We start from the raw sequence: 24,092 nt of genomic DNA on the forward strand, positions 1-24,092 counted from the left end.
CCTCTATGGCAAGACCTGGAACGAGGCCTCACATTTTTTGTTGGTTTGACCGTTACTCTACTTTGTCCGGCGGCGTTCAGTGCCTGGAACGGATTTTTCCCATCCGTTTGAGAATTCTGTCCGCCGGCTCGAACAGTTCCGGCCGGGACAGCACCGTGTTGCGCAGTGCCCGCACCGGAGCGCGACGCGCCCGGTGTCCGGCCGCAATGGGGTGACGTCGAGTCACCAGCCCTTCGGACACCATGAGTTCACGTGTCTTCAGGGAGTCCTTGTATTCCTTCTTTCCCCGGCCGAGATCGAGATGGGCGACGCCGTCGGCGGCGGCCGCCTCGGCCATGCGCAGATGCAGGATCAGTCCGGGGGAGTACTTCGCGTACGCCGGGTCGTACGCGGGGAACCAGCACGCCAGCACCCGCTCGGTGCGCAGCCCGAAATGGGCGGCGACCGGCCTGCCGTCCGCGTACAGCACCGACAGGATCCCCGCGAAGGAGTCGGAGCGGGTGTGGAACAGCTGGGTGACCAGGCGGGTGATCCACTCGTGCGCGAAGCGGTCGCTGCGCCCTGTGCGACGGTACTGCCCGGACTTCCAGGCCATCAGCATGCGCAGCACGTCCGGATCGCGCTCGTCGTGGACGTACCGCACCGAGCCCGTGTCCCGGCCCAGTCTGCGCTCCTTGGCGAGAGTGCTGCGGGTGAACTTCGGTGACTGCGCGCGCAGCCGGCTCAGATAGACGTCGTACCCCTGGTCGACGTCCATGACCGGGGACGGGAAGGTGCCGGAGGCTCCGGCCTCGAACGGCTCCTGGCCCGTGACCAGGTGGTCGAACTCCCACACTGCGAGTCCGCAGGCCCGCAGCAGCTCCCGGGCCTCCCAGGTGAAGCCGGGGCGGTGCACCATCCCCTGGGCGTCGGAGACGCCGAGGCCGACGGCCCGGCCGACTCCGGCGGCGGTTCTCATGAACGGGAAGAACGCGGCCGGGTCGCCGTCCTCACGGACCACGGCGACCCGCACACCGCGTCTGCAGCGGCCCACCGCGAGCGTGAACTGGGGCGCCAGGAAAGGATTCGCCAGCTGCTCCGAGCCGTGCAGATGGGCTTTGGACTGCATCGCCGTCCATGCTGCCCGGTCGGCGGCGCTCAGTTCGCCGGGGCGGTACACGCTGATGTCCACGTCATGAGCCCTGTCTTCTCGCTGTACGGTCGCGCAGCCGCCGTACCGGAACCGGCAGGAGAACGAGGAGGCTGAGCACGGCCACGGCCACGACCCCGCCGCGGACGGACCACCGGTGCACGGCCAGCATCCCCTGGGCCACCAGCATGTCGAGAACGACCGCGCCCGCGAGCGAGGCGAGCACGCGGCCGAAGGGATCCAGCCCGCGCAGGGCGGCCGCAATGGCGGCGGCCGGCGCGGCGAGCAGGAAGAACAGCGTCAGCGGGCCGCGCAACGGTGAGCCCGAGTCGGTGAGCGCGAGGAGCGCACCCACTGTCCCGAAGGCCGTCGCGGCGCCCGCGAGCAGCGGCGACAGGTTCCTTCCGAGGCCCGGTCCCGCCCGCTCGGTGTCGTCCGATGAAGCTGTCTTGATGTGGATGGTCTGCATTGGCGACTTTGCCCCCCGAAGCGCCGGATGCCGGGCTTCAATGTCGCGCAGCCGCCCGCGGGCCGTCAAGACGCGGAAACGGCCCCGCATCGCTTTTTGTCCGGCCTCAAACGTGTGTTCCCCGGGTCAGTGGCCTGATGGCTCGTCACCCGTTCGTCACTCAGGTGGCGTGTCGCGTCACCCGGGTGCTGGGTGAGCTGGAACCGGTTCTGTTGAGGGCCGAAGTTTTTTTGGCATGGACACTTCCTGTCAACACGCGTCGCTGCTACGACGGTTATGGCAGAGATCCTGCTAAAGGGAGGTTCCATGAGACGTTCCCGATTTGCCGCCCATGTCGGCTCCCTCCTCCTCGCCCTCGGTCTCGCCCTCACCGGAGCGGCGTCGGCCCAGGCATCCCAACCGGCCGCCACCGGCGGCTATGTCGCACTCGGCGACTCCTACTCCTCCGGGGTGGGCGCCGGCAGCTACATCGCCTCCAGCGGCAGTTGCGACCGCAGCACGAACGCGTACCCCTACCTCTGGAACGCCGCCCACGCGCCGTCGTCGTTCGCCTTCACCGCCTGCTCGGGCGCCCGAACGGATGACGTACTGGCGAACCAGCTCGGCCCCCTCAACTCCGCCACCGCCCTCGTCTCCCTCACGATCGGCGGCAACGACGCCGGATTCTCCGACGTCATGACGACCTGTGTGCTCCAGTCCGACAGCAGCTGCGTCTCCCGCATCAACACCGCCAAGGCGTACGTCGACACGACCCTGCCCGGCAAGCTCGACAACCTCTACTCGACGATCCGCGGCAAGGCGCCCTCCGCCCACGTCGTCGTGCTCGGCTACCCCCGCTTCTACAAGCTCGGCCAGACCTGCCTCGGCCTCTCCGACACCAAGCGCTCCGCCATCAACGGCGCGGCCGACTACCTGGACGCCGCCATCGCCAAGGCCGCCGCCGACCACGGCTTCACCTTCGGCGACGTCCGCACCACGTTCACCGGCCACGAGATCTGTTCCGGCAGCTCCTGGCTGCACAGCGTCAACTGGCTCGACATCGGCGAGTCGTACCACCCGACGGCGGCCGGCCAGTCCGGCGGCTACCTTCCGGTGCTGACCAACGCGGCCTGAACCGTCACGGGGAGGCCGAATCGCCAGGCGAAGGGGAGGCCCCGCCCGTCGGGGTCTCCGTCGCACACGTCACCGAGAAGGGCACCGCGTTCGACGTGGTGCGCACCGGAGAACGCACCTCGACACTGATGGCGTTGCCGAACGTGCCGCTGTCCGAGTGCGTCGTGACCGTCACCGTGTCCTGCCTGGACTTCCCGTCGCCCTTCGGGAACGACAGTGTCTTCCAGCCCGGGTCGGAGAACTCCCCGTTCCGCAGCACCCAGCGATAGGCCACCTTCGCCGGCAGCCGGCCCACCGTGAACGTCGCGGTGAAGGCCGGTGCCTGCGCGCCCGGCGGCGGGCACGGGCCCGAGTACGTCGTGTGCGACCCCGTCAGCGTCACCGTCACGGACTGCGGCGGGCGAGCGTTGGAGGAGCCGCCGCCCGGCGACGGGCTCGAACCGCCGCCCGTGTCGGTGCGGTTGTCACTCGCAGCCGGTGACGGCGGCCCGGCGCTGCGGCCACCGGCGGTGCTCGCACCACCCTTGCCGCCGTGGTGGCGGTTCACCAGCGCGTACGTCAGTCCGGCCAGCGCCAGCGCGAGCGCGGCCAGGCCCGCGACCAGCACGACCGCCGCACGGCGGTTGCGCTCCCGGCGGGAGCCGGGCGCGCCCGGGCCGGGGACGGGCCCGGCGGTCCGCGCCGTCGGGACCGGCATCGGCGGGGTCGGCGACAGCCCTTGCGGAATCGCGGCGACCGTGGGCGCATACGCCGACGCGCCCGCGGTGTCCGCGCGCGGGGTGCCGCCCGCCCCGACCACCCGCAGGTCCCGCTCGGCCCGCTCGGCCGGCAGCCGCTCGGCGGGATCCTTGCGCAACAGGCCCTCGATCACCGGCGCGAGGGCACCGGCCCGGCGCGGGGGCGGCAACTCCTCGTCGACGATGGCGCGCAGGGTGCTGAGCGGGGTGTTCTGCCGGAACGGGGAGTCGCCCTCGACCGCCGCGTACAGCAGCACGCCGAGCGACCACAGGTCCGACTCCGGGCCCGGTGTGCGGCCCAGCGCCCGCTCCGGGGCGAGGAACTCGGGGGAACCGATGACCTCGCCGGTCATGGTGAGCGCGGAGCTGCCCTCGACCATCGCGATGCCGAAGTCGGTGAGCACCACCCGGCCGTCGTTCGCCAGCAGCACGTTGGCCGGCTTGACGTCACGGTGCAGCACCCCGGCGGCGTGCGCGGCGCGCAGCGCGGCGAGCACCTCCGCGCCGATCTGCGCCGCGCGCTGCGGGCTGAGCGGACCCTCGGCGTCCAGCAGGTCGGCCAGCGACAGGCCACGCACCAGCTCCATCACGATCCACGGGCGGCCGCCGTCCGTGGCCACGTCGTAGACCGTCACCACATTGCCACTGGCGACCCGGGCGGCGGCCCATGCCTCCCGCTCCAGCCGGGTGTACATCCGCTCGACCTCCGGGGCCGGCAGCCCGGCCGGGGCGCGCACCTCCTTGACGGCGACCTCGCGGTGCAGCACTTCGTCACGGGCGCGCCACACGGTTCCCATGCCGCCCTCGCCGAGCGGGGACAGGAGACGGTAGCGGCCCGCGATCACACGTTCACGGCCCGGTTCTTCGGACACCGGCGCCCCCCATTCGCATCCGGGCGATGTCTCCACCCCACCTGACTCGCGCGATTTCTCCCCAAAAGTAGCTCAGCCCAGTGCTGATGCCGCCCCCTTGAGCATCATTCCGGCTCCCAGGGCCACGACGACGAACGCCGAGCCGAGCGGCGCGGCCCTGCGCACCAGGGCCGCCGCCGGACCCGCCGTCCAGCGCGGGCGCCGGTCCAGCACCCGGCTCATGCCGCTGCCCAGCCGGACGACGGCGAACCCGGCCGCGGTCAGGGTCAGCGCGAGCCCGAGGCCGTAGGCGACGACCAGCAGGAGCCCGAACCAGGCCTGTCCCAGCGCGGCCGCGCCCACCAGCACGACCACGGCCGAGGGGCTGGGCACGAGCCCACCGGCGAAGCCGAGGAGAAGCGTGCCGCGGAGGGTTGGAGCGGTGGGGTGGGTGTGCGGGACGCCACCGTGGGTGTGCTCGGCGGGGTGGTCGTGGGGGTGCTCCGTGGGGTGGTCGAGGGCGTGGTCGTGGTCGTGGCTGTGGCCGTGTGCATGGTCGTGGTCGGACCCGTGCTCGTGGTCGTGCCCTTGGTCGGACCCGTGCTCGTGGTCGTGCCCGTGGTCGAGGGTGTGTCCGTGCGTATGGGTGTGTCCGTGCGTGTGGGTGTGTCCGTGCGTGTGGGTGTGCCCGGGCATGTGGACGCGGTTGCGCCAGGCCCGGCGGAGCAGGTTCGCGCCCGCCAGGGTCACCAGGACACCGCTGGCGATGCCGAGCCAGGCGATCACCGACGGCGTGGCCGCGGAGCCGGCGGTGACCAGGAGGCCGAGGGCGACGACGCCGAGGGTGTGGGTGACGGTCACCGACGCGGCCAGCGGCAGCACGTCCTTCAGACGGGCCCGGCCGCCACGCGCCGCCGCCGTCGCCGCCATGATGGTCTTGCCGTGGCCCGGGGCGAGGGCGTGCATGGCGCCGAGGCCGACCGCGATGGCCAGGGCGAGAGCGGCGAAGCCGGGGGTGAGGTCGTGACGGGCGACCAGGTCGTCCAGGGCGCGGGTCCAGCGGTCGGCGCCGCGGGGGAGCACCGAGGCGGCGGGCGCGTCCCGGTGCTCGTCGACGAGGGCCGGTCCGCCGGGACGCACCCGCAGGGACGCGGCCGAGGTGTCGGCCGGTGAGGAGAGCAACTCCTTGGGATAGCTGGTCAGTTCGCGGGAGACGGAAGTCTTCGGAACGTCGGACGCGGTGAGCGTCATCCGGTCGCCGCGGGCGGTGATCTCGCGCCAGCCGGGCCCGGAGGACGTGCCCGCGCTGTGGAAACGGAGGGTGACCGTGTCGCCCTGCGGCAGCCGCGCCGTCAGCCGGCACTCCACCCGCAGCGTGTTCAGCCCCGCCTGGCCGGGCCGCAGGTCGGCGCGGCTGCCGCCGACGGTGAGGGCGGCCGCGCTTCCGTCGATACTGACCCTGCTGCCCTGCGCGGCGCGCTGGCACCGCTGCCGGGCCCACGCCGTCATGCCCAGCCGCTCGATGTCCGGTTTGGCCTGGGTCGCGGGGATCTCGGCGAGGTCCTCGACATGGTCGACACGGAGCGTGCCGGGGGCGGCGACGAGGCCGTCGTAGCGGTTGACGGTGAAGTTGCCGAGGGGGTGCGCGCCGGCGGTGCCGGACGGGACGAGGACGAGCGCGCAGGCGGCCGTGAGGGTGGCCGCGGCGGAGGCGAGCAGACGGGGGACGTTCACCGGGCCGCCTCCAGGGACTTCAGCGCCGAACGGGCCGTACGGGCACCGAGCGGGGAGAACCCGGGGTTCAGCCTCAGGGCCGCGGTGAGGTGGGTGCGGGCGTCCTCGGCGTGGCCGGTGGCGCGTTCGATCATTCCACGGTGGTAGAGGAAGGCCGCGTTGTGGTAACCGGTGGCCGTGGCCTGGCGGGCGTAGGGGAGAGCCTCCTGGTCGAGGCCGTTGACGTGCAGCGCCCAGGCGAGGGCGTCCGCCGTGTGCACGGTGTGGCGGCGGGCCCATTCGGCGCGGGCGGCGCGCAGGGCGGACGCATGGTTGCCGTGGTCGGCGGCGGCGAGCGCGGTGTCCAGGTCGGCGTCGACGCCGTTGGCGCGCGCCAGGGCGATCCAGGCGTCGACGAGGGCGTACTGGTCGCGGGCCCTGGCCAGGTCGCCCTCGGCGCCACGGGCCTCGTACAGCTCGCCGAGCTCGACCAGGGGGCCGGGCAGCGGGTAGCGGGAGACGACGTTCTCCATTCCCTTGACGGCACCGGCCCGGTCACCGCTCGCGGTCTGGGCGCGGGCGCGCCCCTCCAGGGCGGGCAGGTAGTTCTCGTCGGCGGCCAGCGCCCGCGCGTAGTGGCCGAGCGCCGCCTTGTAGTCGCCCTGGTTCCAGGCCAGTTGGCCGAGCTGGCCGGCGACGTACGCGATGTCGCCCGGGGACTTGGCGGTGGCCAGGGCTTGTTCCAGGACGCGGCGGGCGGTGGTGACGTCGCCGCGCAGCTCGTGGACGTAGGCGTACCGGGTGAAGACCGGAACGCCGGGGTGCCTGGCGTCGGCGGTGTCGGCGGCCTTCGCCGCGTCGGCGTACCGGCCGAGTTCGACGAGCGCGTCGATACGGGAGCACAGGGCGCGTTCGCTGTAGGGGTTCTGCTTCAGGGCCGCGTCCGCGGAGGTGAGGGCGCCGCTGAAGTCGTGCCGGGCGGCGGCCAGGGCGGCGCGCCCGGCGAGGGCCTGGTCGTTGTCGGGCGCGAGCTGCAGGGACCGGTCCAGCGCCTTCTCCGCCTGCGGGTAGCGTGCCGGGTCGCCCTTGGTCCGCGCCTGCTCGACGTAGGCGAGGCCGAGGGTGGCCCAGCCGCCGTAGTCCCTGGGCTGTCCGCGGAGATGAGCCTGCAGGGAGGCGATGCTCGCGTCCAGGCTCCCGCCGGCCAGCAGTTCCGGCGACACCGCACTGGCCGCCGCCGCGACGGAGACGCCGCCTCCGTCCCGCGCCGCGCCGAACGCGATGGCCCCGCCGGTGAGGGCCACCGCCAGCAGCAGCGCGGACCCGGCGAAGCGCGTGGCCCGCCACCGCCGTCCGGCGGCAGCGGCTCGCCGCACGGCGGCCACCCGCTCGTCGACGCCGGATCCGGCGGCCGCCCGTTCGCGGGCGTCCGAACCGGCCGCCGCCGGTTGGCCGGGGTCGGCTTCGGCGGCCGCCGGTTGGCCGGGGTCGGCTTCGACGACTGCCTGTTCGTTGGCGTCGGCTTCGGCGGCCGCCTGTTGGCCGGCGTCGGTGTCGGTGGCCTCCGGGACGGAGGGGGCGGGCGTGAGGTCCGTTACGTCGGGCTGTGCCGCCACGACGGGCTGCTCGTCGGCCTCGCTGTCGTTGGTACGCGGGGACATGCCCCCTCCTGTCACCTGAGGTGGTTCAACGTGCTTGTCGCTCATGACCGTCGTCGCGTGGGGTGGCGCGGCCCGCGCCGTGGGGGATGGGGTGCGCGGGCCGCGCCAGTCGGTGGGGCGGGGGTCAGTACGGGCGCTGCATACGGCGGCGCCACCACGCCAGGGCCGTGCCGATCAGCAGGATTCCGGCCGCGCCCGCGGCCGCCGACCCGGCGATCAGGACCGTGTTGTCCGAGCCGGCGGACGCGCTCGCGGGCTGGAGCGCGTCGCCCAGCTGGCTGCGGACGTCCGTGCCGCTCTTCGTGCCCTTGGCCAGCGGTCCGCGCGAACCGGAGGTCGGCTCGGCCACGTACGGGAAGTACTTCTCGAACTTCTTGTCGTTCTCGTTGACGGCGTCGCCGAGGTCGTTCTTGGCGCCGACCAGCTCGCCCTCCATCACCTGCAGCGCCTCGTCGACCACGTCGTCGGTGAGCCGGCGGCCGTTGGGGAAGCCGGCGTTGTCGCCGTCGAGGACACCCAGCCGCTTGGGATGCATGGCCGGCTTGATCGAGGTGTTCAGCCGCAGTTCCTCCGCCGGCCGTACGTTCGGCGGCTGGTTGAGGCCCTTGACGCCCTTGAGAAAGACGTCGACCAGGTCGTTGCGCGGCTCGGCGGGCGCCTTGATCTTGTAGATCTGCTCGATCAGCTTCGGCAGCTCGGGGTTGGTGACGTTCTTCAGGAACTGCGCGTCGTCCCAGGGCGAGGAGGCGTTGAACTTGTCCTTGTCCTTCTGCGGGTTGACGACCTCGTTGACGAGCGGGTTGCCCAGGCGTGAGACCTGCGTCCAGTCGCCGTGGGCGTTCTTGCGCTGCGTGGTCGACCAGATGCCCACCACCGGCTGCTTCGCCGACTCGCGGATCAGGTCGTTGGGCACCTGCAGGGCGATCGTGTTGACGTTGTAGCCCTTGAGCGTGTCGTTGCCGACCTCCGAGAGGTTCCCGCCGTACAGCAGGTCGAAGACGCGCAGGTCCAGGAAGAACGGGTCGTCGGCCTGCCCGGCGAAGGTCGTCGCGCCACCGGCCGTCTTGTAGATCGCCTGCGACCGCAGCTTGCCGTAGTCCGGCATCGACGCCTTGCCGACGTCCGACGGTGCCACCGGCACGCCGTCCGCCAGCCGCGTCTTGGACACCAGCTTCTGGTTGTGCAGCTTGAGCAGGTCGATGTCGTACGTCTGCGTGACGTTGAGGGTGGCGTCCTTGAGGCTGTTGACCGGCCCCGTGTTGTACAGGAACGTGTTCTTGTTCTTGACATGCGTCTTGAACGTGTAGCGGAAGATCATGTCGCTCTGCGCGTCACCGTTGCTGTCGACGTGCAGGTCGTACTGGGCGTCGTCCGCGAACGTGTAGAAGTTCGGTCCGCCGGCCGGCTCCTCGAACGGGATCCAGTTCGCCACGATCGTCGTGGTGTCGGGCTTGTCCGGGCTGACGAACGCGTACACGTCCGTGTTGTCGTACTGCGGGGTCCCGGAGATGAGCGGGGCCTCCCGGTGGCTGGAGGCGGAGGCCGCCCCGGGTGCCAGCGTGGCCACTCCGGCGGCCGTGAGCCCGCCGGCGGCCAGCGCCGCGCAGATGAGGGAGGCGAGGCCCCTGCGTCCCTCCCCCAGAGTTTTGCGCCTGGGGGCGCCCCCGTTGCTCCCGGAGAGACTGGAGAAAGGTGTCATGCCGATCCGTCCTCAGTGCCGACTTGCCTGTCGACCGGGCATTCGGAGACGCTGCGGGGGCGGATTGGTCGGACGGGAAGAATCTTTTTCTCCCTGCTCGACCCGCGTTTTCCACCCGCTGATCCGTAACAACGTCCGGAGGTGCGCCCACTGCGCGGGCCTCGCGTGACGTGACGGACCCGGCGCGGCCGGCCGAGAGGGGGACACGAGTGGAGGCGGACGAACTTCTGGTGCTCGTGGCAGGGGGCGACCAGAAGGCATTCGAGCAGCTGTACGGACTGGTGTCCGGGCCCGTGTACGGGCTGGTGCGCAGGGTCGTGCGCGACCCCGCCCAGTCCGAGGAGGTGGCCCAGGAGGTGCTGCTCGAACTGTGGCGCTCGGCCGCCCGGTTCGACCCCGGACGAGGCAGCGCCCTGTCCTGGGTCCTCACCCTTGCCCACCGCCGCGCCGTGGACCGGGTGCGCAGTGCCCGCGCCGCCGGCGAACGCGAGCAGCGCGAGGCGCTGCGCGCCGGGCTCCCCGCCTTCGACCATGTGGCGGAGGAGGTGGAGGCCGGACTGGAGCGCGAGTGGGTACGGCGCTGTCTGGACCGTCTGACGGCACTCCAGCGGCAGTCCGTCACCCTCGCCTACTACGACGGTTATACGTACCGTGAAGTGGCCGAGCGGCTCTCCCTGCCGCTGGGTACGGTCAAGACGCGGATGCGCGACGGACTCACCCGGCTGCGCGAGTGCCTGGGAGGTGTCGCATGAGTGCCCGCAGCCGTCTGCGCCTCCCGCGCCGAGGAGGCACGGCATGAGCCTGTTCGGCCGTTTCCTGCGGCGCGAGGACCTGCACTCCCTCGCCGCCCCCTACGCGCTCGACGCCCTGGAGCCCGCCGAGCGGATCCGGTTCGAGAGGCACCTGAAGAACTGCGACCGCTGCGGTGCCGAGGTGCGCGCGCTGTCCGAGGACGCGGTGCGCCTGGCCTGGTCCGCGGCCGCGCCGGCCCCGGCCGCCCTGCGCGACCGGGTGCTGACCGCCGTGCGCACGATGCCCCAGGACCCCGCCCCGGGCCGCGGCGCACCGGAGCACACGCCCCAACTGCCCCCGCATGTCTGGGGCACCCAGCCGCCGCCCGCGCGCACCCGTGCGACCCGGCCGCGCCCCCTGTTCGTCCCGTTCGCCACGGTGACCGCCGCCGCGGCCCTGGTCGTGGCCGCGCTCTTCGCCGTCCAGGCCAACCGGACGCAGCACCAGCTGGACGCCCAGCGGGACCGGACACGTGAGATCGCCCACGTTCTGGCGGCGGCCGACGCACGGGCCACCACCGGCCGGGACCCGCAGGGCCGCAGTATCGGAGTGATCGCTTCCGCCTCCGAGGAGGAGGCCGTCGTCACCCTGCGCGGATACGGTGCCCCGCCGAGCGGCCGGGTGCGCCAGCTCTGGCTCATGCGCCCCGGCGCGCAACCGCGCTCCCTCGGGCTCTTCGACGGCGACACGCCCCTGGTGGCCTCCGATCTCGCGAAGTCCGCCACGTCACTCGCCGTGACCGTCGAACCCGACGGCGGGTCAGTTCAGCCCACCAGCCAGCCGATTGTTCAACTCGCCTTGAAATCGGTCGGATTCGGAGGGTAGTCGTCAACACCCTTACAGGGAAGGTGAATCCTGTGACCGAGATACACGAGTGCCCCGGGGGAACGGTAGGGTTACTCTGCCCGGGCCGGGTGGACTCGTACGGGTGGGGAGTGACATGGAGCAGATAACAGTGCGCAGCAGGGCAAGGGTCCCTGCGATCACCTGCGGGAGCAGCGCGACCAGCTCGCGCCTCGACCGCCATCTCTCGGTGCTGGCGGGTCCCGCCGTCCCGCAGCGGGAGGCGGCCGAGGCGACCTCGCTGATGCTTGAGCTGACCGCACGTGACGCGCACGACCGCACGGGCAGGGGCGCACGGGTCCGCCGGGTGTCGCTGTTCGCGCCGCTGCGCCGGCTGCGCCGCTCGCTGTTCGGCGGGCGCTGAGCGCCACCGGCGCATCCCGAGGCCCTTCTCCGGCCCGCGTTCAGGCCGCCACGCCGTCCCGGCGCAGCGCTGCGATCTCGCCGTCCGTCATCCCCACGGCACGCAGCAGCGTCTCGGTGTGCTGTCCGAGCGCGGGCACGTCCCCCATACGGGGTGAAGCCCCGCCCGGCAGTGTGATCGGCGGCAGGAGTGCCCGCAGTGGCCCGACCGGCGTCCCCACCTCCCGCCACCGCTCCCGGGCTGCCAGTTGCGGATGCTCCGCCACCTCGTGCACGTCCCTCAGGCGCGCGCAGGCGATGCCCGCGCTCTCCAGTCGCGCCTGCGCCTCGTCCGCGCCCAGTGCCCCCAAGGCCTTGCTGACCAGTTCGTCGGTGCGCTCCCGGTTCGCGACCCGGGCCGCATTCGTGGCGAACGCGGGGTCCGTGCCCAAGTCGGGCCGCTCCAGCACCTGTTCGGCCAGGCGCCGCCATTCCCGGTCGTTCTGCACCGACAGCAGCACCCGCCCGCCGTCCGCCGTCGGATAGGCGTCGTAGGGAGCGATCACGGCGTGCGCGAGCCCCGTGCGCGCCGGGGCCGTGCCGCCGTGCATCGCGTGGTGCAGCGGATGTCCCATCCATTCCGCGAGCGCCTCCAGCATCGACACCTCCACCGGCCCGCCGCGCCCGGTCGTGCCGCGCCGCACCAACGCCGCCAGCACACCCGAGAAGGCGTACATGGCCGCCGCGATGTCCGCCGCCGGGATCCCCGCCTTCACCGGCTGATCGGGCGTCCCGGTCACCGACACCAGCCCTGCCTCGCACTGCACGAGCATGTCGTACGCCCGCTTGTCCGCGTACGGACCGAAGGCCCCGTAGCCCGAGATGTCGACGGCGATCAGCCGCGGGTGCGCGGCGCACAGCGTGGCCGCGTCCAGGCCGAGCCGGGCCGCCGCGCCCTGGGCGAGGTTCTGCACGAACACGTCCGCGTCCGCGACCAGTCGCCGTACGACCTGAAGGCCCCGCGGGTCCTTCAGGTCCAGCGCGATGGACTCCTTGCCCCGGTTGCACCACACGAAGTGCGAGGCGAGTCCGTCGGCGGCGGTGTCGTAGCCGCGCGCGAAGTCGCCGCCGTCGACCCGCTCGACCTTGACGACCCGGGCGCCGAGATCGGCGAGCTGGCGGGTCGCGAAGGGGGCCGAGACGGCCTGTTCGACGGCGACGACCGTGATGCCCTCCAGGGGCAGGGGGAGATGGTCCATGGGGTGGATCATGTCCCGTGACCGGCTGCCTTGTCAGCAGCCGGTCACCGCTTGCCCTGGGAGTACCGGCGGACGGCGAGCGGCGCGAACAGGGCGATCAGCGCCACGCACCAGGCCAGTGATCCGGCGACGGGATGGGCCACGGGCCAGGCGGCCCGCTCGGGCACGGGGGCGTTTCCGAACAGGTGGCGCAGGGCCGTGGTCACCGCGCTGATCGGGTTCCACTCGGCGAGCGTGCGCAGCCGGCCGGGCAGATTGTCCGTGGGAATGTAGGCGTTGGACAGCAGCGGCAGCACGAAGGACGAGGCGCCGAGCTGCCCTGCCGCGTCCTCGCTCCGGGTGAGCAGCCCGAGGAAGACGCCGACGCATGTGCAGGCGAAGCGGAACAGCAGGAGCAGACCGACGGCGCCCACCGCCCCGGGCACCGACCCCTCCACCCGCCAGCCCACCGCGAGACCGACCAGCAGCAGCGGCACCGTCCCGACGGCCGTGACGATCAGGTCCGCGACCGCCTGCCCGAGCGGCACGGCCGCCCGGCTCACCGGCATCGCGCGGAAGCGGTCCATCACGCCCCGGTGCGAGTCGGCCGCCGCCTGGAACATCCCGGTCATGATCCCGCCCGCCGCGGTCGCCACCAGCAGCCCCGGGACGAGGAAGGACCGGTACTCCCGGCCGGGCATCGCCAGCGCGCTGCCGAAGACGTAACCGAAGAACAGCAGCATGTTGATCGGCATCACCTGGGTCAGGATCGCCAGCCCCGGGCTGTTGCGGACCCGGCGCAGCTGCCGGCCCACCAGCGCCATGCCGTCGTAGGCCAACGCGCTCATGTCATCAGCTCCTTGTCGTGGGCGGACTCTCCGGTCAGACGGAGGAAGACGTCGTCGAGGCTGGGCGGTCTGAGGCTCGCGTCGAGCAGCGGAACGCCGGCCGCGTCGAGTTCGCGGACCAGGCGGGGGAGGGTGAGCGTCGGGTCGGTGGTGACCGCGCCGACGGTGTTCCGGTCGTGGTCGAAGACCGGCTCGGCGCCCGTGAGCCGGTCGAGCACGCCGGCCGCCTTCACCATGGCGTCGGTCTGCGCGACGACGACCTCGGCGCGGGAGCCGATGAGCGCCTTGAGCTCGGCCGGCGAGCCGGTGTGGGCGACCCGGCCGCCGTCCACCAGGGCGATGTGATCCGCGAGTTGGTCCGCCTCCTCCAGGTACTGGGTGGTCAGCAGCACGGTCGTGCCCTGGCGTGCGAGGTCCCGCACCGCGTCCCGGATGCGGTTGCGGCTGGCCGGGTCCAGGCCGGTGGTCGGCTCGTCCAGGAACAGCACCTCCGGGCGGCGGATCAGGCTGGCCGCCAGGTCGAGGCGGCGGCGCATCCCGCCCGAGTAGGTGGACGCGGGCCGGCCGGCGGCCTCGGTGAGGCCGAACCGCTCCAGCAGTTCGTCGGCCCGCGCCGCCGCGTCCCGCACTCGGTGCAGCCGGGCGAACAGCCGCAGGTTCTGCCGTCCGGTGAGGTCCCCGTCGACCGACGCGTACTGCCCGGTGACGCCGATCCGGCCGCGCACGGCCGCCGCCTCCCGGACGAGGTCGTGGCCCGCGACCCGCGCCGATCCCGCGTCCGGCCGCAGCAGTGTCGTCAGCAGCCGCACGGCCGTGGTCTTCCCGGCCCCGTTCGGCCCGAGCACCCCGCAGACCGTGCCCTCGGCGACGGCCAGATCGAGGCCGCACACGGCCCGCACATCCCCGAACCGCTTCTCGAGCCCCTCACTAAGTACAGCGTACGTAGTTGTCATGGGAGCACCGTAGCGCACTACGTACGGTGTACGTAACTACGATGGTGGGGCGAGGTGATGATCAATGGCGGGCCGAGCGGCCGTACCCGAAGTGATCTGGACCCGTCCCGAGCGGACGGGGCGGGGTCCGAAGCCGGCGTACAGCCGGACCGACATCGCGGCTGCCGCCGTGCGGCTCGCCGACGCGGGCGGGCTGGACGCGGTCTCGATGCGGCACGTCGCCGCGGAGCTGGGCTGCGGCACGATGTCGCTGTACAACTACGTCCCCCGCAAGGAGGACCTGTACGAGCTGATGGTGGACGCCGTCGGTGGTGAGCACGAGCTGTGGGAGCCGTCGGGGGACTGGCGCGCCGACATGCTCCGGGTGGCCCACCAGACCCGGACGCTGTTGCACCGGCACCCCTGGCTGCCCCGCCTGATGTCCCCCGTGTACGGCTTCGGCCCGAACGCCCTGCGGTATCTGGAGCACTGCCTGGCCTGCCTGGACCCGGTGGAGGCCTCCTACGGCACGAAGATGCAGCTGGTCGGGCTGCTCAACGGCGTGGTGACGATGTACGTGTCGAACGAGCTGGCCACCGCCGAGCGGACACGTTCCCTGCCCTGGTCGGAGGAGCAGGAGAACGCGGTCCGCATCGCCTACCTGGGCAGCCGGGTCGCCACCGGCGCGTACCCGAGGATGGCGGCGGCCTTCGCGGAGGACCCGGGGCCGATCGATCTGGACGCGCTGTTCGACACGACGCTGGACAAGGTCCTGGACGCCTTCGATCCCGGCAGAGGCTAGGTGCGTTGGACCCAGGGAGGAGGGTTGTTTGGTCACCGCGGACCCGCGGTGACCAAACGACATCCCCTAGATCAGCGCGAACTGCCCCTCGGGTCCCTCTTCGCGGTGGTCCAGCACGGACGCCGGTCTGCGGGCCGCCTCCGGCACGGGAAGGACTCCCGCGCCGTGCAGCTCGGCGCGCGTGACCGGGGCGGTCACCGCCAACCGGTCCCGTTGCGGCCGCAGTTCCGCCAGCAGGGCCAGCACCGTGATCAGCTCCAGCAGCTCCGAGGTCCACGCCTGCGGCCAGGTCGCCGGGCGGATCGCCGTCAGCGTGCCCGGGGTGCCCTCCGTGGTCCGGGCCGTGAACCACTGCTCCAGGACGCGGACTCCGCCCACCTCGAACTCCCAGGCCTGGGGCGGCACCGGTGAGACACGGCCCTCGTCGAGGTGGAGCGTCTCCTCCTCGTGGTCGTAGTGGAGGGTGAGCGGGCGGGCGGGAAGCGGCGCGCGGACGTAGGGGCGGCGGCCGCCGGGGAGTTTGGGGCGTTCGCCATTGCGGCGCATCAGCCACAGCATGCGGTGCCCGAGCTCGACGCCGCGCGACCACAGGCCGGGGTCGCCGGTCAGGGGGACGGTGAGGTCGGGGCGAACCGCCGCCAGGGTCCAGGCCAGGACGTCCGGCGGGGCGGGCAGGTGGCCGAGGCGGGCGGCCAGGTGGTCCAGCAGGCCGGGTGCCAGATTGGGCTCCGCACCGCCGGGGCGGCGGTACAGGGGGCGGACGCGGCCGAGACGGAGGGTGGGCAGGAGAGAGGTGGCCAGCAGCTGCGAACCCACGGTGTCCGGCACTTCCGCCACGAAGACCTGGTGGTCGTCCGCGACCCGCCACAGCTCCGGGCGGGCCGCGTCGATCAGCCGGTGGTCGGGGATCAGCCACTGCTCGTCGTAGGGCGCCGCCAGCACGCGGAGCGGTTCCGGGCAGGGGCCCGAGGCGCGGATCAGCTTCTGGGTGCCGCTGGACTGGCCCGGCAGCTGGCCGACGGCCGTGTGCAGGGTGCGCGGCCGCGTCGGCTCGAACAGGGCCTCCCGCCCGGGGCCGTCGGCCTTCATCAGGGTGTCCCAGCGGGCCTTCAGGGAAGCCGCGTCGGGGCCCGCCGGCCACGCCCGGCCGAGCCGCGGCGGTGCGACGGACCACGGCATGAGGTCCGCCAGCAGCGGAGCGTCGTCGTGCGTCACGCCGGGCATCGTACGACGGGGTACGCGCACCGCGGGCGGGGGTCAGGTGGCATCGAGCGTGACCGTGAAGGAGAACCGGTCACCCCGGTAGTGGATGACCACCACGTCCAACGGCCGCCCGGACGCGTCGTAGGTGACCCCCGTGTAGTGCAGGATCGGGCTGAGCAGCGGGACTTCGAGCAGCCGTGCGGTCTCCGGGTCGGCCAGCCGCGCCTCCACGGTGTCCGTGATACGGCTGATCTCCGCACCCACCACGTCCCGAAGCACCTTGGTCATCGGCCACCGCACCAGGTCGTCCGGGGCCATGCGCCCGGCGAGCTCCGGACGGACGTAGTTGCGGGCGTGGTTGGTCGGCTCCCCGGTCTTCTCGTCGCTGCGCAGCCGGTGGAACGTCGCCACCTCGCCGAGATCGGGGAAGAACTCGGCGAGTTCGGCGGGCACGGGCGCCGTGCCGTGCTCCAGCAGTTCGGTGGCCATGCCGGACTGCTGGGCCACGATGGCGTCCACCGAGCCGAGCAGCCGTACCGGGGCGCCTCTTCGGGCCCCCGGCTCGATGAACGTGCCGCGCCTGCGGTGGCGCGTGATCAGCCCCTCGTCCTCCAGCTCCTTCAGTGCCTGGCGCATGGTCAGCACGCTCACCCCGTAGTGCCCCGCGAGCTGCTCCTCGGTGGGCAGGCGCAGCGGATCCTGAGGCGAGCGGCCGAGGATGGAGGCGCGCAGCGACTGCGACACCTGGTACCACAGCGGTAGCTTGCGGTTCAGGACGATCGAATCCGGGGCGAAGGAGGTCACGGGCTATCCGTACCGGTCGGGACCGTTCAGCGCAACGGCCGGAAGTGCCGCTCGAGGCCCTGCCACACGTCGTCGTAACGCTGTTGCAGGTGCTCCGCGCGTGCCGCGTGCGGTGTGAGCCTCACCGGCCAGCGCGTCTCGAACATGAAGGCCAGCCCGTCGTCGACCTTCTGCGGGCGCAGTTCCGCGGCGCTCGCCCGCTCGAACGTCTCCCGGTCCGGCCCGTGCGCCGACATCATGTTGTGCAGCGAGCCGCCCCCCGGTACGAAGCCCTCCGCCTTGGCGTCGTAGGCACCCTCGACCAGGCCCATGTACTCGCTCATCACGTTCCGGTGGAAGTACGGCGGCCGGAAGGTGTCCTCACCCACCAGCCAGCGCGGCGCGAAGACGACGAAGTCGATGCCGGCCAGCCCCGGGGTGTCGGACGGCGAGGTCAGCACGGTGAAGATCGACGGGTCCGGGTGGTCGTACGAGATGGTGCCGATCACATTGAACCGGCGCAGGTCGTAGACGTAGGGCACATGGTTTCCGTGCCAGGCGACGACGTCGAGCGGGGAGTGGTCGTACGTGGCGGTCCACAGGTTGCCGCAGAACTTGTTCACCACCTCCACCGGACCCTCGACGTCCTCGTAGGCGGCGACGGGCGCCCGGAAGTCCCGGGCGTTGGCCAGGCCGTTGGCGCCGATGGGACCGAGGTCGGGGAGACGGAACGGGGCGCCGTAGTTCTCGCAGACGTAACCCCGGGCCGTCGGGCTCTGCCCGCCGTCGGACGCGGTGTCGAGGAGCTCGACCCGGAACCGCACCCCGCGCGGGATGAGAACCACGTGCCCCGGCTCGGCGTGCAGCAGTCCGAACTCCGTGTGCAGCAGCAGCCCGCCGCGCTCCGGCACGATCAGCAGCTCGCCGTCGGCGTCGCTGAAGACCCGCTCCATCGAGGAGTTGGCGTGATACAGGTGCACCGCCATGCCGGTGCGCTGGGTGGCGTCGCCGTTGCCGCCGAGCGTCCAGAGGCCCGCGACGAAGTCCGTGCCCTGCGCGGGCTCCGGCAGCGGGTTCCAGCGCAGCCGGTTGGGGTCGGGCACGGTCTGCGCGAAGGGCGCCGTACCGATCGCGCCGTTGTCGGTGCGGGTGAACGCCGGGTGGGCGGCCGACGGGTGGATGCGGTACAGCCACGAGCGGCGGTTGTGGGCCCTCGGCTCGGTGAACGCGGTGCCGCTGAGCTGCTCCGCGTACAGCCCCAGGGGAGCGCGCTGGGGGGAGTTGCGGCCCTCGGGCAGTGCGCCGGGTACCGCCTCCGAGCTGTGCTCGTTGCCGAAACCGCAGAGATAGGTCAGCCCCTCGGCGGTCTTGCGTGCGTCCCCGCTCATGATCGCTCCCTTGCGTCCGATTCCTATGCAACACCGTAGGATTGCGTTTTCACGGGCGCAAGGGGGCTCGGCGCCCTCCTTGCGGGGGAGGGCGAGAACCGGACTTCAGGGGGATCCGGCCGCCGGGGCACTGGGCTCCCGGGCATGTCGTCGTCGACGCGGGCAGTCGTCGCCGCGCTCGCGGTCTGCGTCCTGCTGCCGACCCGGCCTGCGGGCTGCGGCGGCGGTGCACAGGGGCGGCCCGGGCGGGCCTCGCCCGCGCCGGTGGGCACGATTCTCGTCCGCACCGACGAGCAGGGACGGCACTACCGCCAGGTGGACCGGAAGGCCGCTCCCGAGGTCGGCCTGGAGGTGCAGCCCGATGCCGGTGGCAGCCGGGACGTACGCCTGACCGTCCGCCGCATCCGCTTCTCCCCGGCCGGGGCGGCGGCCCGCCCGGTGGCCGGTCGCGGCCTCGCGTACCTGCTGGTGGACGGGCGGCTCGTCTCCCGCCTGCGCGCCCGGGAGTACCACCTGTCCGCCCGCCTCGTGCCCCGCGGTACCCATCACGTCACCGCCCGCCTGTACGCCGACGACGACACGGCCTGGGCCGTCGCCGGCAAGCCGGTCCAGAGCACCGCGGACATCACGGCGTCGGAGCCGACGGTCACCGCGTCCCCGCGCGGCACGAGAGCCGGGCGTGGCGGGTCCGCGCTGAGTGCACCGGGCGGCCGACCGCGTACAGGAGGGCGAGCTTCACCGGACCGCGACGGAAAGGCATCATGAAGCCCGTGCCCCATGCGACCTCGCTTCGCCGTGCGCCCGTGCAGCGGCGCAGTGCCGAACGGCTGACCAGGATCCTCGACGCCTGCGCCGACCTCCTCGACGAGATCGGCTACGACGCGCTGAGCACCCGGGCCGTCGCCCTGCGCGCGGGCGTGCCGATCGGCTCGGTCTACCGCTTCTTCGGCAACAAGCGGGCGATGGTCGACGCGCTCGCCCAGCGCAATCTGGAGCGGTACACCGAGCGCGTCACCGAACGCCTGAAGCAGGCCGACGACGTGGACTGGCGGGTGGCCATGGACGCCGTGCTCGACGAGTACCTGGCGATGAAGCGCACCGCACCCGGCTTCTCCCTCGTCGACTTCGGCAACCAGGTCCCGGTCGGCGCCCGCCACGCCGAACCCAACCACCGGGTCGCCGACCGCCTCACCGACCTGCTCTCCGGCTACCTGCGCCGCACGCCCGACGACGACCTGCGCCGCTCGTTCCTGATCGCCGTCGAAACCGCCGACACCCTCGTCCATCTCGCCTTCCGGGTCGACCCGCAGGGCGACGAAAAGATCATCGAGGAGACACGAGAGGTGCTGCGCGCCTATCTGAGCCGGGTCCTGGACTGAAGCGGCGGCTTTTCGACGCAGTCGCCGTGCCCCCTCCCCTCCATGCCAACCGGTCGGTATGCTCCCCCCAGTTTCCGCCGCCGCCGTCCACCGGGAGGACCCGTGTCCCGCACCGCTCTGCGCATCTGCCCCCTGTGCGAGGCCACCTGCGGGCTCACGCTGACCATCGACGGCACCCGGGTCACCGGCGCCCGCGGTGACCGTGAGGACGTGTTCAGCAAGGGATTCATCTGTCCCAAGGGCGCCTCCTTCGGGGCCGTCGACGGCGACCCCGACCGGCTGCGCACCCCGCTCGTGCGCAAGGACGGTGTACTGCGGGAGGCCGACTGGGAGGAGGCGTTCGACGCGGTCGCCGCCGGGATCCGGCCCGTCGTCGAGCGGTACGGGCCGCACGCCGTCGGCGTCGTCCTCGGCAACCCCAACGTGCACACCATGGCCGGCGGCCTCTACCCGCCGCTCCTGATCGGCGCCCTGGGCACCCGCAGCATCTTCACCGCCTCCACGGTCGACCAGATGCCCAAGCACGTCTCCAGCGGACTGCTCTACGGCGACGCGGGCGCCATCCCCGTACCCGATCTCGACCGCACCGACCACCTGCTCCTGATCGGCGCCAACCCCCTGGAGTCCAACGGGAGTCTGTGCACCGCCCCGGACTTCCCCGGCAGGCTCAAGGCCCTCAAGGCCCGCGGCGGCACGCTCACGGTCGTCGACCCGCGCCGCACCCGCACGGCCCGACTCGCCGACCGGCACATCGCCGTACGCCCCGGCGCCGACGCCCTGCTGCTGGCGGCCATGGCGTACGTGCTCTTCGAGGAGGACCTCGTGGACCTCGGGGACCTCGCGCCCCATGTGCAGGGTCTGCCCGAACTACGCGCTGCCGTGGGCGACTTCGCACCAGAGGCCGTCGCCGGGGCCTGCGACGTGGACGCCGGAACCATCCGCACGCTCGCCCGCGAGCTCGCCGCCGCGCCCACCGCCGCCGTCTACGGCCGCATCGGCAGCTGCACCGTCCCGCACGGCACCCTGGCCAGCTGGCTCGTCGACGTCCTCAACATCCTCACCGGCAACCTCGACCGGCCCGGCGGCGCCCTGTTCCCCCAGGCCGCCACCGACAGGACGCCCCGGCCCGCCGGACCGGGCCGCGGCTTCGCCCTGGGGCGCTGGCACTCACGAGTGAGCCGCCACCCGGAGGCGAAGGGGGAGTTGCCGCTCTCCGCGCTCGCCGAGGAGATCGACACCGCCACGCAGGAGGGCGAGCCGGTCCGCGCCCTTGTCGCCGTCGCCGCCAACCCCGTGCTGTCCGCCCCCGACGGCGACCGGCTCGACCAGGCACTGGCCTCGCTCGACTTCATGGTCAGCGTCGATCCGTACCTCAACGAGACCTCACGCCACGCCCACGTCGTGCTGCCCCCGCCGCCGCCCTCGCAGAGCCCGCACCACGACTTCGCGTTCAACACCCTCGCCGTGCGCAACCAGGTCCGCTACACCCGCCCCGCCGTGCCGCTGGAGCCCGGCCGGATGGCGGAGACCGAGATCCTCGCCCGGCTGATCCTGGCCGCGAGCGGCATGCACGGGGCGGACCCGGCCGCCGTGGACACCATGGTCATCGACCAGACCCTCGGCAAGGCGGTGACGGAGCCGCACTCCCCGGTGCACGGCCGCGACCCCAGGGAACTCGCCGCACGGCTCACCGGGGAGAACGGTCCCGAGCGGCGGCTGGACATGATGCTGCGCCTCGGCCCCTACGGCGACGGCTTCGGCGTACGGCCGGACGGGCTGAGCCTGGACCGGCTCCTCGCCCAGCCGCACGGCATCGACCTGGGTCCGCTCGGCCCGCGTCTGCCGCAGCCGTTGAGGACCAGGAGCGGGAAGGTCGAGCTGCTGCCGCGGCCGATCGCGGACGACCTGCCGCGTCTGAGGGCGGCGGTGCGGGAGCGGGCGGACGGACTCGTCCTGGTCGGCCGCCGCCATCTGCGCTCCAACAACAGCTGGATGCACAACGTCCCGGCCCTGACCGGCGGCTCCAACCGCTGCACCCTGCAGATCCACCCCGAGGACGCCGAACGCCTCGGGATAGGCGACGGGGCCCCGGTAAGGGTCAAGGGCGCGGGCGGAGAGGTGACCGCTCCGGCCGAGGTGACCGAGGGCGTGCGTCCCGGTGTGGTGAGCCTGCCGCACGGCTGGGGCCACGACCGGCCCGGCACCCGGCTGACGCACGCCTCCACCGACCCGGGGGTCAACGTCAACCAGCTCCTCGACGGCAGTCTGCTCGACCCGCTGTCGGGCAACGCCGTCCTCAACGGCGTGCCCGTCGAACTGACCCCGTGACGGCCGAAAGGCTCGCGCCGCCGCTGCCCGGCAACCGGCTCGGCCGGGTCGCCGCGGTCGCCGCGGCCGCCGCGCCCGCGGGGCGGCGGTGCTCGGTTGCGCCGGACCGGTGATGTCCGGCGGCGCGTCGGGCGCGGGTGCCGCGTCGCCGGGTGGATGTGTGAAAGAGAGTCAGGTCAAAGAGCGATTTGTATGAAAATCGTCTGACTCGGAGGAATGCGCATGCCCACCCTGACAGTCCCACGCACCTTCGCCTCCCGCGTCGGCGCCGCCGCCGCCCTCACGGCCCTCACCGCGGCGGGTGCCACGTGGCTGGCGGCGCCGGCCGCCGTGGCCCAGGGGGAAGCCGGCGACATCAAGATCCACCGGGTGGGCGTGCCCTTCGGCGTCTCGAAGGACGACCCGGTGGTCTGCAGGTTCTACCTCGACGCCGTCAACTTCGACACCCTGCCGACCATCGGCTACACCATCCAGGCGCAGCCCCCGCTGCCCACCAGTGCGACCGTCACCGGAACCATCGCCCTGGCCGCCGGTGCCGGCCACACCGACCCGCTGGGCCTGGCCGACGGGCAGTACCGGCTCATGTGGACCGTGGCGGGCACACCCAAGGAGAAGATCTTCCGCGTCAACTGCCGCGACGACAATGAGCGGCACGACGGGGCGTTCGGGCCCGGCGGCCAGATCCAGGACCCCGGACACGGCAACGCGGACCCCGGACACGGCAGCGAGGATCCCGGCCGCGGCAGCGAGGACCAGGGCCATGGCAGCCAGGACCAGCGCGGTGGAGCGGCGTCCGGCAAGGACGACCACGACGCCCCGAAGGGCGGCGTTCACGCGGGCGGCGGCGGCCTCGCCCGGACGGCCGACGCGTTCTCGCCGGTGACCGCGACCGCCGCCGTGGGGCTTGTCGTGGTCAGCGGTGTCGTGTACCTCCGGCTGATCCGCCGGCGTCCCCATGGTGCCGCGTAGGCGCAGACGCAGGCCCTGGTACCGCAGACGCGCCTTTCGCCTCGCCAGGACGGCCTTGCTCGTGACCGTCCTGGCGACGGCCTGGACCCGGTGCGGCGCGGACCACGAGCACCCGGCATCGCAGCGGGCGGGCGGCCAGGTCGCCGCCGCGTCGGCCGACCCGTCGCTCTCCGGCCGGGCCTCCTTCGCGGACGGCAGCGGCCAGGACCCGGACGAGTCCGGCCGGGCCGCGCCACAGGGGCCCCCGCCCCCGCCGCTGCCCCGGTCCCGGCCGGTCTCCCTGCGCATCCCCTCGCTGGGGGTCGACGCACCCGTCGTCGGGGTCCGGCTCGACGGCAGCCACCAACTGCAGACGCCGCCGGTCGACAAACCAAAGCTCGTCGGCTGGTACGAGGGCGGACCCACGCCGGGGGAGTCCGGCACGGCCGTCGCCGTGGGACACCGCGACACCAGGACGGGCGCCGCCGTCTTCGCCGCGCTGGGCCAGGTGGCGCCCGGCAGCCGCATCGAGGCCCGCCGCACGGACGGCCGTACCGCCGTCTACACCGTGGACAAGGTGCGGGTCTTCGACAAGGCGCGCTTTCCCGACAAGGAGGTCTACGGCCCGAGCAGGCGTCCCGAGCTGCGTGTGATCACCTGCGGTGGTCTGTTCAACCACAGGACGGGCTACTCCAGCAACATCGTCGTGTTCGCCCATCTGACCGCGACGAGGTGATGACACGCGCGCCGACAGGAGCGGGAGGGGCCGACGGGTCCCGCCCGTCCCTGCTTGGCCGAAGACGATCGTCCGCTTTCTCACCTGCTGGACCGGAGCGTCCGATCCCGACCGGTGTCTTCCCCCGGCCGCACACATTCCGTTAACTTCCGTGACTC

General features: G+C 72.7%; 22 protein-coding genes. 10 read left to right on the top strand and 12 right to left on the bottom strand.

The window, feature by feature from the left end:
• Positions 1-76: 76 nt before the first annotated feature.
• Positions 77-1,171 carry a GNAT family N-acetyltransferase gene (locus AB0A61_RS33595; RefSeq protein WP_361300919.1) on the bottom strand — a complete coding sequence of 365 codons (1,095 nt, stop codon included), beginning with the start codon at positions 1,169-1,171 and terminating at the stop codon, positions 77-79.
• A 1-nt stretch (position 1,172) separates the two neighbouring features.
• The gene (locus AB0A61_RS33600; protein ID WP_361300922.1) at positions 1,173-1,598 is read right to left on the bottom strand and encodes a hypothetical protein; all 426 of its coding nucleotides are present in this window, start codon (positions 1,596-1,598) and stop codon (positions 1,173-1,175) included.
• A gap of 306 nt (positions 1,599-1,904) precedes the next feature.
• Between AB0A61_RS33600 and AB0A61_RS33605 the strand changes: the two genes are divergently transcribed.
• Complete coding sequence (locus AB0A61_RS33605; protein ID WP_361300925.1) at positions 1,905-2,711, top strand: SGNH/GDSL hydrolase family protein; 807 nt, start codon at positions 1,905-1,907, stop codon at positions 2,709-2,711.
• Positions 2,712-2,715: 4 nt separating this feature from the next.
• Here the strand turns inward: AB0A61_RS33605 and AB0A61_RS33610 are convergent, their stop codons facing one another.
• The 4 genes from AB0A61_RS33610 to AB0A61_RS33625 all read right to left on the bottom strand — a co-directional run bounded on the left by AB0A61_RS33610 (position 2,716) and on the right by AB0A61_RS33625 (position 9,372).
• Positions 2,716-4,320, bottom strand: a complete 1,605-nt coding sequence (locus tag AB0A61_RS33610; RefSeq protein WP_361300928.1) for a serine/threonine-protein kinase — start codon at positions 4,318-4,320, stop codon at positions 2,716-2,718.
• Positions 4,321-4,392: 72 nt separating this feature from the next.
• Complete coding sequence (locus AB0A61_RS33615) at positions 4,393-6,033, bottom strand: sulfite exporter TauE/SafE family protein (protein ID WP_361300931.1); 1,641 nt, start codon at positions 6,031-6,033, stop codon at positions 4,393-4,395.
• The gene (locus tag AB0A61_RS33620; protein WP_361300934.1) at positions 6,030-7,673 is read right to left on the bottom strand and encodes a tetratricopeptide repeat protein; all 1,644 of its coding nucleotides are present in this window, start codon (positions 7,671-7,673) and stop codon (positions 6,030-6,032) included. The genes AB0A61_RS33615 and AB0A61_RS33620 overlap by 4 nt, the downstream gene beginning before the upstream one ends.
• 124 nt (positions 7,674-7,797) lie before the next feature.
• Positions 7,798-9,372 (bottom strand): DUF4331 domain-containing protein, encoded by a 1,575-nt coding sequence (locus AB0A61_RS33625; RefSeq protein ID WP_361300937.1) that lies wholly within the window; start codon positions 9,370-9,372, stop codon positions 7,798-7,800.
• Between the two features lie 170 nt (positions 9,373-9,542).
• Here AB0A61_RS33625 and AB0A61_RS33630 point away from each other — a divergent pair, with 170 nt between their 5' ends.
• The 3 genes from AB0A61_RS33630 to AB0A61_RS33640 all read left to right on the top strand — a co-directional run bounded on the left by AB0A61_RS33630 (position 9,543) and on the right by AB0A61_RS33640 (position 11,371).
• Positions 9,543-10,124, top strand: coding sequence for a sigma-70 family RNA polymerase sigma factor (locus AB0A61_RS33630; protein ID WP_361300940.1), 582 nt, complete (start codon positions 9,543-9,545; stop codon positions 10,122-10,124).
• Positions 10,125-10,167: 43 nt separating this feature from the next.
• Positions 10,168-10,989 (top strand): anti-sigma factor, encoded by an 822-nt coding sequence (locus tag AB0A61_RS33635; protein WP_361300943.1) that lies wholly within the window; start codon positions 10,168-10,170, stop codon positions 10,987-10,989.
• Between the two features lie 115 nt (positions 10,990-11,104).
• Positions 11,105-11,371 carry a hypothetical protein gene (locus tag AB0A61_RS33640; RefSeq protein WP_361300946.1) on the top strand — a complete coding sequence of 89 codons (267 nt, stop codon included), beginning with the start codon at positions 11,105-11,107 and terminating at the stop codon, positions 11,369-11,371.
• 40 nt (positions 11,372-11,411) lie between these two features.
• Here the strand turns inward: AB0A61_RS33640 and AB0A61_RS33645 are convergent, their stop codons facing one another.
• Genes AB0A61_RS33645 through AB0A61_RS33655 form a run of 3 tightly spaced genes read right to left on the bottom strand, consistent with a single transcriptional unit; the run spans position 11,412 to position 14,388 of the window.
• Positions 11,412-12,608, bottom strand: coding sequence for a CaiB/BaiF CoA-transferase family protein (locus tag AB0A61_RS33645; RefSeq protein WP_361300949.1), 1,197 nt, complete (start codon positions 12,606-12,608; stop codon positions 11,412-11,414).
• Between the two features lie 44 nt (positions 12,609-12,652).
• Positions 12,653-13,435: an ABC transporter permease gene (locus AB0A61_RS33650; RefSeq protein ID WP_361300952.1), complete on the bottom strand. Its 783-nt coding sequence runs from the start codon at positions 13,433-13,435 to the stop codon at positions 12,653-12,655.
• Positions 13,432-14,388, bottom strand: a complete 957-nt coding sequence (locus tag AB0A61_RS33655) for an ATP-binding cassette domain-containing protein (protein ID WP_361300954.1) — start codon at positions 14,386-14,388, stop codon at positions 13,432-13,434. The genes AB0A61_RS33650 and AB0A61_RS33655 overlap by 4 nt, the downstream gene beginning before the upstream one ends.
• 64 nt (positions 14,389-14,452) lie before the next feature.
• Between AB0A61_RS33655 and AB0A61_RS33660 the strand changes: the two genes are divergently transcribed.
• Positions 14,453-15,169 (top strand): TetR/AcrR family transcriptional regulator, encoded by a 717-nt coding sequence (locus AB0A61_RS33660; RefSeq protein WP_361300957.1) that lies wholly within the window; start codon positions 14,453-14,455, stop codon positions 15,167-15,169.
• A 66-nt stretch (positions 15,170-15,235) separates the two neighbouring features.
• Here AB0A61_RS33660 and AB0A61_RS33665 read toward each other — a convergent pair whose 3' ends face one another.
• From AB0A61_RS33665 to hmgA, 3 genes are read right to left on the bottom strand one after another with little or no spacing between them, the layout of a single operon-like run.
• Complete coding sequence (locus tag AB0A61_RS33665; protein WP_361300960.1) at positions 15,236-16,393, bottom strand: type ISP restriction/modification enzyme; 1,158 nt, start codon at positions 16,391-16,393, stop codon at positions 15,236-15,238.
• A 33-nt stretch (positions 16,394-16,426) separates the two neighbouring features.
• The gene (locus AB0A61_RS33670) at positions 16,427-17,176 is read right to left on the bottom strand and encodes a GntR family transcriptional regulator (protein WP_361300963.1); all 750 of its coding nucleotides are present in this window, start codon (positions 17,174-17,176) and stop codon (positions 16,427-16,429) included.
• Between the two features lie 26 nt (positions 17,177-17,202).
• Positions 17,203-18,543, bottom strand: coding sequence for a homogentisate 1,2-dioxygenase (gene hmgA, locus AB0A61_RS33675; protein ID WP_361300966.1), 1,341 nt, complete (start codon positions 18,541-18,543; stop codon positions 17,203-17,205).
• A 144-nt stretch (positions 18,544-18,687) separates the two neighbouring features.
• On the opposite strand from hmgA, the gene AB0A61_RS33680 reads away from it, so the two are divergent.
• From AB0A61_RS33680 to AB0A61_RS33700, 5 genes are all read left to right on the top strand, one after another.
• The gene (locus AB0A61_RS33680) at positions 18,688-19,308 is read left to right on the top strand and encodes a hypothetical protein (RefSeq protein WP_361300969.1); all 621 of its coding nucleotides are present in this window, start codon (positions 18,688-18,690) and stop codon (positions 19,306-19,308) included.
• Positions 19,305-19,922 (top strand): TetR/AcrR family transcriptional regulator, encoded by a 618-nt coding sequence (locus AB0A61_RS33685; RefSeq protein ID WP_361300972.1) that lies wholly within the window; start codon positions 19,305-19,307, stop codon positions 19,920-19,922. The genes AB0A61_RS33680 and AB0A61_RS33685 overlap by 4 nt, the downstream gene beginning before the upstream one ends.
• Before the next feature lie 102 nt (positions 19,923-20,024).
• Positions 20,025-22,250 (top strand): molybdopterin oxidoreductase family protein, encoded by a 2,226-nt coding sequence (locus AB0A61_RS33690; RefSeq protein WP_361300975.1) that lies wholly within the window; start codon positions 20,025-20,027, stop codon positions 22,248-22,250.
• Positions 22,251-22,472: 222 nt separating this feature from the next.
• The gene (locus tag AB0A61_RS33695) at positions 22,473-23,219 is read left to right on the top strand and encodes a hypothetical protein (RefSeq protein ID WP_361300978.1); all 747 of its coding nucleotides are present in this window, start codon (positions 22,473-22,475) and stop codon (positions 23,217-23,219) included.
• Positions 23,206-23,934, top strand: coding sequence for a class F sortase (locus AB0A61_RS33700; RefSeq protein WP_361300981.1), 729 nt, complete (start codon positions 23,206-23,208; stop codon positions 23,932-23,934). The genes AB0A61_RS33695 and AB0A61_RS33700 overlap by 14 nt, the downstream gene beginning before the upstream one ends.
• Positions 23,935-24,092: the final 158 nt, after the last annotated feature.

The sequence above is a fragment of the Streptomyces sp. NPDC046197 genome (assembly GCF_040646295.1).
Lineage (GTDB): Bacteria > Actinomycetota > Actinomycetes > Streptomycetales > Streptomycetaceae > Streptomyces.

Bases quoted from the DNA above. Each gene is read 5' to 3' on its own strand.
- AB0A61_RS33600 (WP_361300922.1), bottom strand. From the start codon at position 1,598: ATGCAGACCATCCACATCAAGACAGCTTCATCGGACGACACCGAGCGG.
- AB0A61_RS33605 (WP_361300925.1), top strand. From the start codon at position 1,905: ATGAGACGTTCCCGATTTGCCGCCCATGTCGGCTCCCTCCTCCTCGCC.
- AB0A61_RS33620 (WP_361300934.1), bottom strand. From the start codon at position 7,673: ATGTCCCCGCGTACCAACGACAGCGAGGCCGACGAGCAGCCCGTCGTG.
- AB0A61_RS33625 (WP_361300937.1), bottom strand. From the start codon at position 9,372: ATGACACCTTTCTCCAGTCTCTCCGGGAGCAACGGGGGCGCCCCCAGG.
- AB0A61_RS33635 (WP_361300943.1), top strand. From the start codon at position 10,168: ATGAGCCTGTTCGGCCGTTTCCTGCGGCGCGAGGACCTGCACTCCCTC.
- AB0A61_RS33640 (WP_361300946.1), top strand. From the start codon at position 11,105: ATGGAGCAGATAACAGTGCGCAGCAGGGCAAGGGTCCCTGCGATCACC.
- AB0A61_RS33645 (WP_361300949.1), bottom strand. From the start codon at position 12,608: ATGGACCATCTCCCCCTGCCCCTGGAGGGCATCACGGTCGTCGCCGTC.
- AB0A61_RS33650 (WP_361300952.1), bottom strand. From the start codon at position 13,435: ATGAGCGCGTTGGCCTACGACGGCATGGCGCTGGTGGGCCGGCAGCTG.
- AB0A61_RS33655 (WP_361300954.1), bottom strand. From the start codon at position 14,388: ATGACAACTACGTACGCTGTACTTAGTGAGGGGCTCGAGAAGCGGTTC.
- AB0A61_RS33660 (WP_361300957.1), top strand. From the start codon at position 14,453: ATGGCGGGCCGAGCGGCCGTACCCGAAGTGATCTGGACCCGTCCCGAG.
- AB0A61_RS33665 (WP_361300960.1), bottom strand. From the start codon at position 16,393: ATGCCCGGCGTGACGCACGACGACGCTCCGCTGCTGGCGGACCTCATG.
- hmgA (WP_361300966.1), bottom strand. From the start codon at position 18,543: ATGAGCGGGGACGCACGCAAGACCGCCGAGGGGCTGACCTATCTCTGC.
- AB0A61_RS33680 (WP_361300969.1), top strand. From the start codon at position 18,688: ATGTCGTCGTCGACGCGGGCAGTCGTCGCCGCGCTCGCGGTCTGCGTC.
- AB0A61_RS33685 (WP_361300972.1), top strand. From the start codon at position 19,305: ATGAAGCCCGTGCCCCATGCGACCTCGCTTCGCCGTGCGCCCGTGCAG.
- AB0A61_RS33695 (WP_361300978.1), top strand. From the start codon at position 22,473: ATGCCCACCCTGACAGTCCCACGCACCTTCGCCTCCCGCGTCGGCGCC.
- AB0A61_RS33700 (WP_361300981.1), top strand. From the start codon at position 23,206: ATGGTGCCGCGTAGGCGCAGACGCAGGCCCTGGTACCGCAGACGCGCC.